Here is a 10,997-nt window from a genome sequence, read left to right as displayed (position 1 = left end):
GAGGCTCTCGAACTTCTTGCGCTCGCGGCCGCGCTGGCGGAAGAAGACGAATAAGGAGAAGAACAAATGATCAAGTTCGTGTCCGCCCTGGTTCACGAATTCGCACTCCGGCAATCCGATTACATCGACTACCGCGTCCTCGCCGCGAATACGCACGAGGCCCACAACGTCCCGGCGGGCACCACCTGCATCCGGATACAGCTGTGGTCGGCGCCTGTGTTCCTCGGCGGTAAAACCCCCGCCCTGGCTCCCGGGGTGCTGCAGTATCCCACCAGGGGGATTAACCTGGAGCTGGCGCCCGACCGGCGGGTGGCGCTGAACTTCCCCTACGCCTCCCATCCGGCGACGGGACAGACGGTGAACGTCACGGTAGGGGACGTGAAGCTTCCGGTCTTCCCGGGGTTCTTCCAGCGGTGGTGGTATGTGCGGTTGCGGCTGGAGGAGCGGTGGGTGAAGGACATCCCGGGTGAGCGGGAGGTGTGCGAGCCGGTGCCGGACGCCAACGGAGACGGGCATCCCGACCGGGGCGGGGATTGCCGGGTGATCCTCGGCGATCCGCCGGTCGAATGGCCGGGGGAGAAGAAGATCGAACGATACGTGAAGGCGAAAGAGTGGGAGAACCGGGAGGTGGATGGGATCCTGAACCTGACGGCCCTGGGCTACCTCTACGACGGCCTGCATCCGCCGTCTGGTCTGGCTTACACTCCCGACGGGCGGGTCCGGATCCCGCTCATCATGCGCAACGGGCAGCCGTGGCTGTGGATCCCCATCGCGGTGCGGGAGGGACAGGGCGTGGTGTGCGCCAACCCTGGATGTGTGGGGTCCGAATTCGAGCTCCCCTAAGAGAGTCGTAAGGGTGAATGGCTATCATTGTATATGGGAAAACAAAAACACGTGCCTTGTCCGGTTATCAACGGGGGATTCGAGGACTCGAATCCCGTCCGGAAGAGAGTGGCCCCTCCCCTCTTCCCGGAGCCCTCTGGGCTACAGGGAGGGGGGAGAAAACGCCTTTCGAGGACAGCGCGAAGGGGCAAGGGCTCCCTGCGCCGCTCCTGAAAACCGCAAATGAAAAATGGACAAGATGGATGATCGCGCCCCGCCAGACGAATTGTCCCGCGCACCCACTCACCGTTCAAGGGATCGAGGTGAGACCACCATGAACCGACGGCATCGGCGATCGATCGTCTTCTGGCTGGTTCTCCTGCTGATCATGCCCTCCGGTGCGGTTCGAGCCTTCGGGTCTGCCCAGGAGCCGCCGCCGGACGTCGAGGGCGCTTCCTCGGCCCAGGGAGCCGTGATCGTCGAGCCCGTGGCCCAGATCGGCGGTCCGGTGCGAGTGGTGAAGATCCACCCCCCATACGCCTACATCGGCGCAGGCACGGATTTCGTGATCCTCCACGTCGCCGATCCCCTCCGGCCTACCCTGGTTGGGCACGCCGACCTGACCGCCCAGATCAGCGACATCGCGGTGTTCGGCTCCTACGCGTATGTGATCAGCCAGGGGATCTACGTGCTGGACATCAACAACGTGAACCAGCCGCGCGTCGTTACCCATATCGCGCCTAAAATCGCCACGGAACGCTACCTCAGGGCCGTTGCGGCGGGAGGCTTTCTATATGTGACCTTTTTTGACTCGCGGAATCTGCTGCTATCAGACGGCGGCCTGCGGATCTTCAGCCTGAACAACCCGGCCTCGCCTGTAGAGATCTCGGAGTATAAGGAATGGGCAACTCCCGCCTACCAAATCGTCCTGTTCGATCGATATGCATACGTAGGGACGCTATGGGATCAGACCGTCGTTTTAGACGTCAGCAACCCTCACAATCCGCGAAAGGTCGGGCACGTGCAATCCCCTCCGAACTCGATCGAAGTGATCGCCGGCCGCTACGGATACGGGGTGGTCGATAACATCTCCGCGAACATCAGCGAGCTGGTCGTGACAGATCTCAGCGACCCCGCCCGCCCCCAGGTGATCAGCAAGGCGGAGCTTCCCGGGGTGATGAGCCACGTGGCGGTGGCCGGAAGTTACGCCTATGCGGTCGGCGAGGATAGATCCTACGAAGGGATCAGGGGCACCTTGGCGGTTGTCGACATCAGCAACCCGCGCCAACCTCGCCACATCCGATCTGTGCAGCTCTCCCGGGAAGCCGCTTGGGTAGCCGTCCTCGGCTCGTATGTCTACATCGCGGACGAGTGGAACGGCATCCGCATCTTTGACGTCCGCAACCCCGCCCAACCGCAAGAGGTCTCCGGTTTCCCCGTCCTCGGGCAAATCTATCTCTCTGCAGCTGATGGAAACTATCTATATGCGGTCGGAGACCGGCTTTGGATCCTCGACGCCCGCCGCCTCACGCCCTTCGGCCTGCTGGCGACACACGATCTGCTCGACCGAAACCCGATAGATATCGCCGCGGCTAACGGCCGGGTCTATCTACTATACGAATATCCTCGACGTTTAGAAATCTTGGACGCCCGAAATCCCACTGCCCCCCGCCGCGCCCGCGTGATTACCGAATACGGGATTCGGACGATCTGCGCCGTTGGGCATTTTCTTTACGCAGGAGGCTACCAGAATGGCTATCGCCTTCTGATCCTGGATGTTAGCAACCCCGCAAACCCCCAGCTGATCGGCTCAACCGCGATGTATGCCGAGCGGCTGGTCGTTTCCGGAAACTACGCATATGCGATCGATGTGAACCGGCTGTTGGTCGTTGACGTCATCGACCCGACCCGGCCCCGAGTGGTGGGCCACGTGGATTTGCCACACCCCAACAATCAGATAGGGCCATCCGTGCTCGACCTCGCAGCCGCTCCGAACCGGGCCTACGTCCTTCAGCGGGCTCAAGATCAATCGAACCGAGAGATCTATCGGATCCTCATCGTTGACACCTCTCGTCCGGATGCCCCGCGCATCGTGGGCAGTTACGATCTTCGGTATGGCCGACTGTATAGCCAAGTTGGGAGAGGGATTGCCGCCAGCGGTTCACGTCTGTATGCGCTGGACACGCGGTGTAGCTACAGCGAGATCCAACCACCCATCTCAGCGTTGCGGGTCTTTGACGCCAGTCAGCCCACCGGCCTCCGGGAAGTCGCGTCACTGCATTTCCAGTCCTGTGCCTGGCACCTCTCTGGGGAGGCAAACGCCTTCTACGTCCATAACGCTCGTGGGGATACGGTCGCCCTTCGAATTCGGGAGCTGAGCCGCTCTCTCTATCTCCCCCTGGTTATGCGTTAGGGGAGGAGTGCGCTCGCTGGCTGCCGAAGAAACGTTGCTCGTCGCGAAGGCGCTTAGCGTCGCACGTTCGCATCAGACCCCTGAATGGCATCTTATCGATATCGATTGATGTCCATTCAAGCGCAAATCCCTTACATGCAACCCATACCCGCTGATAGGCTTCCCTTTGCATCCGGGAGGGGGTTGCCGGATCTCCGCGGCGCACCGCTGTTCCTGCCCGCGCTGGCCTGGTTGACGGGCCTTCTCATGACGCGGAACCTGCTTCCCGAGGAGCCCCTCTTCCCGCACTGGACGGCCTTCTTCACCCTCTGGGGCATTCCCCTCCTTACCCTCGGATGGGCCATGCGGGAACGCCCCGTCGCCCGCCGCTTCGCCCTCCTTGGCCTGATCGCGCTCGCCGGCGCCCTCCGCGGGACCCTGCGCCTCCTCCCCACCCTTCCGCCCCCCGTGGCGAGCGCTGTCGCGGAAGGGGCGGAGATCACCGTGGAAGGCGTGGTGGTGGATGACCCGATCGAACGGGGGGCGGGCTCGCGGTTCCGCTTCCGGCCCGATGGTGGAACCGCCCTGCTGCGGGTCGATCTGCCCCATGGCCGGCCGGATTACGGCGACCGGCTCCGCCTGACCGGTCGAGTGGGCCGGCCGTCCCCTCGAACGGATATAGATCTGCGCGCGGCGCTGGCCCGCCAGGGGGTGTTGGGGGAGATGAAGGCGGAGGAATGGGCCCGCCTGAGGGGCGGAGAGGGTCATCCGCTTCTCCGCTTTCTCTATCAAGTGCGCGGCCACGTGCGGACGCGCCTGCGAGAGATCGTGCCGGATCCGGAAGCCGGCGTCCTGATCGGCATCCTGCTGGGGGACGAGAGCGGCATCCCCTGGAACGTGGAGCGGGCTTTCGCCCGTTCCGGCCTCAGCCACATCGTCGCTATCTCCGGATACAACATCACGCTGCTCACCGCCCTCTCCCTGGCGATCTTCACCCCGCTCCTGGGCCGGCGGGCGGCCCTCTGGGCCACGCTGCTCCTCATTCCCCTCTACGCCCTGTTCGTCGGCGCGTCGGCCTCCGTGGTGCGCGCCGCCCTGATGGGGAGCCTCACCGTGATCGCGTTGATGCTGGGGCGCAGCAGCGACGCGCTGAACGCCCTCAGCCTCTCCGCCTTCCTGATGACCCTCTGGGATCCCGTTGCCCTGGAGGACATCGGTTTCCAGCTGAGTTTCGCCGCCACCATGGGGCTGCTCTTCCTGGCCCCTCCTCTGGAGGCCTGGGCGCGGGCCGGGATCGCCCACCTGTTTCGAGATCCTCATGCGGCCGCCCTGGTGGACGCCATCCGCGAGGCCCTGCTGGTCTCCCTGGCGGCCCAGATCGCCACCGCGCCGTTGATGCTCTACCACTTCCGGGAGCTTTCGGTAGTGGCCCCTCTGGCCAACCTCCTGACGCTCCCGATGCAGCCCTTCGTGATGGCCATGGGGATCCCGGCTGCCATCGGCGCGGCGCTCCTCGGCCGCCTCGCCGCGCCCCTGGGCTGGGCCGTCTGGTGGCCGCTGGCCTGGACGATCCGGATCGCGGATCTGGCCGCCCGATGGCCTTTGGCCACCGTCCGGATCGCGCCGGGCTACCTGGAGGGGATGCTGATCCTCTACGGGATCGGGTTGGGGTTCTTCCTGACCCGGGCATACGGCCTTTCCTTCGGAGAGCTTGTCGTTCGGCTTCACCCCCACCGACATACCATCCGTGTCCTCGGCCTGGTCGGCGCTCTGGGGGGGATCGCGTTCACCTATCTGCCCGACAGTCAGACGCGAATGGTGCTCTTCGAGGGCGGTCATGCTCTTCTCCTGGAGACTCCGGGAGGACATCGGGCGCTGTGGCTTGGTGGAGATCCGCCCCTCGGCGAGCTGGGACGCTGGCTGGGACCCTTCGATCGCCGCCTGGATCTGGTGGTCGTGGAAGGGGAGAAAGCGCCGCAACACCTGAAGCCTCTGCAGGATCGCTATCGGATTCGTTATGTGCTGGGGAAGGATTCCCCTATCCCTGTCGGGCTGCGCGTGGAGATGGACGCGGTGACCCTGGAGGCCATCGAAGGCGGATGGCAGGTGAGGATCGGCCGGCAGTGGGCGGTGATCACCCGGCAACACGCGGTGGAAGAGGGGGTCGCTGCCGATCTGGTGATCGCCCTGGGGGATGAACGCCGCGGCCTGGCGGTGGCGCGCCAGACGAACGCCTGGGGGCTTCTGGTGGGCGGGACACCGGCCGGCGGGGCCGCCAGTGCCGTCTCCGGGTTGCGCCACGTCTGGCGGGCCCGGGATCGCCGATGGATCGCCGCGTGGACCGATGGGGAGGCATGGTGGGTCGGGACAGGGCCTTAGGAAGGAAAGCGAGCACCTCGTGCCCGATTACGAATAGGAGGACCCGCCTATCGTTCGTAGTAGGGCACGTCAGTGCCCGTTTGTAGTAGGGCACATCAGTGCCCGTTTGCCGAGAAGGACCCAAGAAGGGAACGGTGAGCCGTTCAAGGCGCTATACGGCCATCTCGTCCAGCGGGCGCAGGATATACAGGGAGCCCTCCCGAGGCCAGCGATGGCCTGCCGGACACCTCACCGCCTCCTCCTGCTCCACCGCCGGGAGACGACACGCCGGGCACCGCCAGAGCCCCTCCCCCCTCGATCCTTCCATCGGGCCGGCTTCCGCCTGGACGAAGACGCTGGGGGTTAACTTCCAGAGAGCGCCGACCTCCTGAACCCAGCCGTCCATCCGCGCCAACCAGGGGGCCCGGATCAGGCGCTTCAGCCACGGATGGCGGAAATGGGAAACCGCCCGCTCCCGCCGGATCCGAAACCCCGCTTCCTCCAGACGGGCGCGCATCCACGCCGGGTGGAAATCGAAATGCAACGGGGCGAATTCCACCGGCTCGAGGGAGAAGGGGGACCACGATTGGGCGCGGATCACGTAACGGAAGATCGCCTTCAAATGGCGCTTGCTGGCGAACTCCAGCACGAAGATCCCGCCCGGCCGCAGGATCCCGCGGATCTCCTGAAGCGCGCGGGGAACATCCTGCACGTGGTGGATCACCCGCACCATCACCACGGCATCCATCACCCCGGGTTGAAACGGCAGGCGGTAGAGATCCGCCACCACAAACCGGAAGCGGCGATCGTGCCCCCATCGGCGCTGGGCGGCCTCCACCTGCGTTCGGGCATAATCCAGGAGGTAAACTTCCTCATAGCCGGCATACAGATCGGCCAGGCGGCCGAACCCGGCGCCGATCTCCACCAGCCGATGGCCCTGAGGAGGTAACAGCGCTCGAAGGGCGATCCGCTCGGCCAGGTCCTCATAGGTGCGACCCGCCCGCCAGAAGGCCTCGTAGTCGGTTCCCTCGTAATCGCAAACCGGAGGCGAGCCCTGGACTTCAGACACGGGTGTTTTCCCTCCTCCGATCGTTAGGATCCTCAGCGCCTCCGCTGAAGGGGACACAGCGGGAAACGCGTCGCCGGATGGCAAGACCAGTCGAGCATCAGCCCACCATCTTCCATCCGATCCACCCCACCCCGATCAACCCGCCCAGGATCAGGATCGCGTGATCCCAGAGGGAGCCGGTCCGCCATCGGGCCAGGCGCAGGCGCCCGCCGGACAGGGGCCCGAGCCATGGGATGCCCTGAGGGGTGAGGGCATCCAGAAAGAGATGAGAAAGATAACCCGCCGCCCATGCCCCGATAAGCCCTGGATCCCGCAGCCACAGCCCGCCCAGCAGGCTCCAGAGGAGGGCCAGCGCCAGGGAATGGGTGGGCCCCCGATGGGGAAGCCGGATCAGCATCAACAGCAGGAACCCGCCCGCTATGGAAAGCCCCGCGATCGTCGGGGAGTTCAGCAGATATCCCCCCAGCGCCCCCCCAGCGATCCCGATCACCCCCAGCCAGCGCGCGCCCCGCGCCACGGATCCCACATCGAGATCCACATCCGGGACCACCCCGGCGAAGGCTCCCAGCGCCCCTCCGATCGGGCCACCGACCCATAAGCCGATAGCCGCTCCGATCACGATATGGGTGCGTAGCTGCATCGCTTGCTTTGTTCCAAGATCATGGTGATTGCTTCAGTCGATATGAGGAATCTGCAAATGGCTATTCGGGCCGTGGGCAGATGAAATCAAACGCTCTGGGCGCCCATCTTCGCCCCCAGAAGGAACCGATTCACTCGCCCTGCCCCATCGTTAAAAAGACCAAGGGCTATGAACCGGGTATTAGATCCAGAAGTGACTTGAGATCCCTCAGCAGCGCCAGCAGTTTGATCACCACCGGATCTAACCCCGAAGCCCCCAGGGCGATGTCCACCGGCTGATCGAAGTTCACCGGGATCTGCGTGCGGACCGGGACGGTCATGTTCAGGCGGACCGGCAGACGGGTTCCCGGCGGCAGATTAATGAACACGGTGCCGTTGATGGTCCCCCCGCCGCCAGGCAACTGGAAGGTCGCCGCGGTGGTGATCGGCACCGGCGCCAGGGTGACCACCACCGTATCCTGCTGAACCGGCAGCTCGAAGGCCACGGGGACGGATTGCCGGATAGGGATAGTGGTGGAGATTCGAGTGCCTCCCAGATCCTGAACGATCCCCTCCAGCTGCGCCACGGTCGCTTGAACCGCGGACTTCAATGAGGCCAGCTGGAGGTAGAGCAGCGCCAGCACGATCACCAGGATCAGGTTGACCATGAACGAGAACACGATGGCGATGTTCTTGAAGGCCTCCCATAGTCGTCTGAGGAATCCCATCGCCCAGCCCTCCCCACGCGGATGAAGAGTTGAGAATTCAGGGGTTCGGCTGGGGGCCTTCGGCTCCCCCTGCCCAGCCCGATTTCGAGAAACGATGAGACGCTCCGCATCATCGAACGGAGGATCCGCTCCTTTTCTCCCTGCCCTTTGGAAGCGCGTAAGGTCCCTCCGCGCCCGCGCGGCTCAGCCCGATGTCACTTCCACCTGCACCCCCTCGGAGGCCGCCTCCACAATCCAGGTGCGCGCCGGCACGCCAGCTTCTTCGAAGGCAGCCGCCATCGCCGTCGCGATCGCCTCGTGGCCCTCCGGAGCGAACGCCGCCAGAGCCGGCCCCGACCCGCTGATGCATACGGCCGCCGCTCCAGCGGCCCGCGCCGCGCCTACGGCCTGCTCGTAACCTGGGATCAATCGCGCCCGGTAGGGCTCATGCAGCCGATCCCGCATGGCCCGGCCCAGCAATTTCCAGTCCCCTTCCCGGAACGCATGGACCAGGAGCGCCGCATGGCCGATTTGATAAACAACATCCGCTAAAGGCAGATGGGATGGAAGCAGACGGCGGGCCATCTCCGTCGACACCGTTACACCGGGAAGGGCCAGGACCACCCGCATCGGGGGGATCGGGACCCGATCCGCCGTCAGGCCGTCCTCATCCCGTGCGACCAGAACCAGACCGCCCAGCAGGGCGGGTGCCACGTTGTCGGGATGGCCCTCCAGCGCCGCCGCGAACTCCAGCAGGGCCTCCGGCGGATCCCACGACCCCATCCAGGCTTGAGCCAGGGCCAGCCCGCCGACCACTGCCGCCGCGCTGGATCCGAGACCGGACATCAGGGGGATCCGGTTGTGACAGCGCAGGCGCATCGGCGGCAAGGTCGATCCCATCCGTTCGAACAAGGCGGCCGCCGCCCGCACCACCCGATTGGTGCTATCGCGGGGAAGCACATCGGCGCCCTCCCCCTCGATCCACACCTCCAGCGCGGGGGCCGGCTCGGCCTCGATCTCGTTATATAGGCCCAGCGCCAACCCCATCGCATCGAATCCCGGGCCCAGGTTCGCTGTGGTTGCCGGAACACGCACCCGAATCCGCATCGGCCTCCCCTCTGCAAGAGTGTAAGCAGGCTGAGGAAACCATCAAGCCGCCTTCGACGGCCCTCCGGATCCTTGATCGCTGGGCGGCGCATCGGTCTCTGAGAGCTCCCACCAAGCAGCCGGTTGCTCCGAAGACCGGAGAAAGAAACGGATCCCCTCACGGATCAGGCCGATCACTGAAACGCCCCAGATCACCACGATAAACCCCAACCATCCCAGCATCAGGAAGGCCATCGCCACGCTGACTACCACGACCCATTCCGACTGGATCATCTTGTATCCTTTGCAATTCTGACCTCTTCAAGCCTGAACGTAGGCAGAAGCCATGCGGCTAAGCGCCGGTCGGACGAAGAAGGAAGGGAAAAGATCCCTCAGAGGCTTCGCTCCGACTCCGCGATCGCCTGGAAGCGCTCCCAGATCACGGGGGCATACGCGCGGGCCTCCGCGGCGATCCGTTCCTCATCCAGCGTCAGCAGCTGCCGATCTTTCATCAGGACCCGCCCTCCACAAACGGTCGTGGTGACGTGCGAGCCATCGATGCCGAAGATCAGGTGCCAGGCCAGGTTCTCCGCCGTCAAGGGCGTGTAGGGGCAGTAATCCAGCAGGATGATATCCGCATAAGCGCCGGGGGACAGAACCCCCACGGGATGAGGCCAGAAGAGGGAGGCGATGCACGCGTTCCCATGATACGCCATCGCTATGACTTCCTCCGCTCCCATCACCCGGGGGTCGCGGGCGTGGACTTTATGAACCAGATAAGCGGCTTTCATCTCCGCAAACATGTTATTGGAAAACCCATCGTTGCCCAGCCCGACGATCGCTCCTGCCCTCCGCATCGCTTCCACTGGCGCCACCCCCACCGCGTTGTTCATGTTCGAACGGGGCTGATGGCTGATCTTGCTCCCCGTGCGGGCCAGCAGGCGGATCTCCGCCTCATCCACGTGCACACAGTGCGCACACAGGGTCTGCGGGCCCAGCACGCCTTCCCGGGCCAGGCGTTCCACTGTTCGGACCCCGTAGACCGTCAGGCTGTGGCCCTCGTCCGCTGCATCTTCCGCCACGTGGATGTGGAAGCCGACCTCCAGGGCCCGCGCCTCTGCGACCGCCCGCTCCATCGTCTCCGGGCCAACCGTGAACGCGGCGTGAAGCCCGAAGGAAGCGGCCAGGAAGGCGCCGCGCGGATCCCCGGCGGCCCGCCACTCCCGGACCTGTCGGAGGAAGCGGACGTTCTCCTCGATCCCCGCTCTCGCACCGTCCGGCCCGTTGCGATCCGTCACCTCATAGCAAAGGCATGCCCGCAGACCCGCCTCCATCACCGCCTCGGCGAGGATGTCCAGGGAGCCATCAATACAGGAAGGGCTGGCGTGGTGATCGATCAGGGTCGTGGTGCCGTGGCGGATGGCATCGATCAGACAAACCAGGGCGGAGAGGCGAACCGCCTTCTCGTCCAGGGCCCGATCCAGGCGCCACCAGAGCCGACGGAGGATGTGAGGGAAATTCGAGGGCGGCTCGTCATGGAGCGGCATGCCCCGCGCGAAGGCCCCATAAAAATGGGTGTGGGCGCAGATGCTCCCGGGCAAGACCAGTTGCCCCCCGGCGTCCAGGGCCTCGGCATCCGGATAACGCGCCCGCACCTCGGCCGTGGTCCCCACCATCGCGATGAGATCCCCATCGATCGCAATGGCCCCGTCCTCCAGCACCCGGGGCGGATCCTCCATCGTGCAAACCCGTCCATGGGTGATGAGCCAGGTCATGGGATCCCTCCTGGAAGAGAAGCTGGAGAGCGCCGGCCGTCGAAACGCCGGCGCTTTGGTCTCTGGAAGGCACGACATGCCGGCCTCTTCCACCGGCCCTGGGCCGGGGGGAGAGGAGATCGAGTCGAAGGGACGCAGTTCGTCTCCCCCTGAGGTGGGGGGGGGGGGGG

9 protein-coding genes are annotated in these 10,997 nt (G+C 65.0%); 3 read left to right on the top strand and 6 right to left on the bottom strand.

The annotated features are described in order from the left end of the window. Positions 1-66: 66 nt before the first annotated feature. The 3 genes from NZM16_RS13035 to NZM16_RS13025 all read left to right on the top strand — a co-directional run bounded on the left by NZM16_RS13035 (position 67) and on the right by NZM16_RS13025 (position 5,593). Complete coding sequence (locus NZM16_RS13035) at positions 67-843, top strand: hypothetical protein (protein WP_295480767.1); 777 nt, start codon at positions 67-69, stop codon at positions 841-843. 313 nt (positions 844-1,156) lie between these two features. Then, positions 1,157-3,235 carry a hypothetical protein gene (locus tag NZM16_RS13030; RefSeq protein WP_295480765.1) on the top strand — a complete coding sequence of 693 codons (2,079 nt, stop codon included), beginning with the start codon at positions 1,157-1,159 and terminating at the stop codon, positions 3,233-3,235. A gap of 183 nt (positions 3,236-3,418) precedes the next feature. Next, entirely contained in the window at positions 3,419-5,593 is a 2,175-nt protein-coding gene (locus NZM16_RS13025; RefSeq protein ID WP_295480763.1) for a ComEC/Rec2 family competence protein, read from the top strand. A gap of 151 nt (positions 5,594-5,744) precedes the next feature. On the opposite strand, the gene NZM16_RS13020 is transcribed toward NZM16_RS13025, so the two are convergent. The 6 genes from NZM16_RS13020 to ssnA form a co-directional block, all read right to left on the bottom strand. Beyond that, positions 5,745-6,641 carry a class I SAM-dependent methyltransferase gene (locus NZM16_RS13020; protein ID WP_295450481.1) on the bottom strand — a complete coding sequence of 299 codons (897 nt, stop codon included), beginning with the start codon at positions 6,639-6,641 and terminating at the stop codon, positions 5,745-5,747. A 97-nt stretch (positions 6,642-6,738) separates the two neighbouring features. Further along, positions 6,739-7,281 carry a metal-dependent hydrolase gene (locus NZM16_RS13015; RefSeq protein ID WP_295480761.1) on the bottom strand — a complete coding sequence of 181 codons (543 nt, stop codon included), beginning with the start codon at positions 7,279-7,281 and terminating at the stop codon, positions 6,739-6,741. Between the two features lie 166 nt (positions 7,282-7,447). Further along, positions 7,448-7,987: a hypothetical protein gene (locus NZM16_RS13010; protein ID WP_295480759.1), complete on the bottom strand. Its 540-nt coding sequence runs from the start codon at positions 7,985-7,987 to the stop codon at positions 7,448-7,450. Positions 7,988-8,170: 183 nt separating this feature from the next. Continuing rightward, positions 8,171-9,073 (bottom strand): homoserine kinase, encoded by a 903-nt coding sequence (gene thrB / locus NZM16_RS13005; RefSeq protein ID WP_295480757.1) that lies wholly within the window; start codon positions 9,071-9,073, stop codon positions 8,171-8,173. 42 nt (positions 9,074-9,115) lie between these two features. Continuing rightward, positions 9,116-9,346 carry a hypothetical protein gene (locus NZM16_RS13000; protein ID WP_295450469.1) on the bottom strand — a complete coding sequence of 77 codons (231 nt, stop codon included), beginning with the start codon at positions 9,344-9,346 and terminating at the stop codon, positions 9,116-9,118. A 98-nt stretch (positions 9,347-9,444) separates the two neighbouring features. Beyond that, on the bottom strand, positions 9,445-10,827 hold the full coding sequence (gene ssnA / locus NZM16_RS12995; protein WP_295450466.1) for a putative aminohydrolase SsnA: 1,383 nt from the start codon (positions 10,825-10,827) through the stop codon (positions 9,445-9,447). Positions 10,828-10,997 lie beyond the last annotated feature (170 nt).

It is taken from the genome of Thermoflexus sp. (genome assembly GCF_025055495.1).
Taxonomy (GTDB): Bacteria; Chloroflexota; Anaerolineae; order Thermoflexales; family Thermoflexaceae; genus Thermoflexus.
The sequence above is the reverse complement of the archived record's forward strand: the minus strand, read 5'-3'. Positions and strand labels throughout refer to the sequence as shown.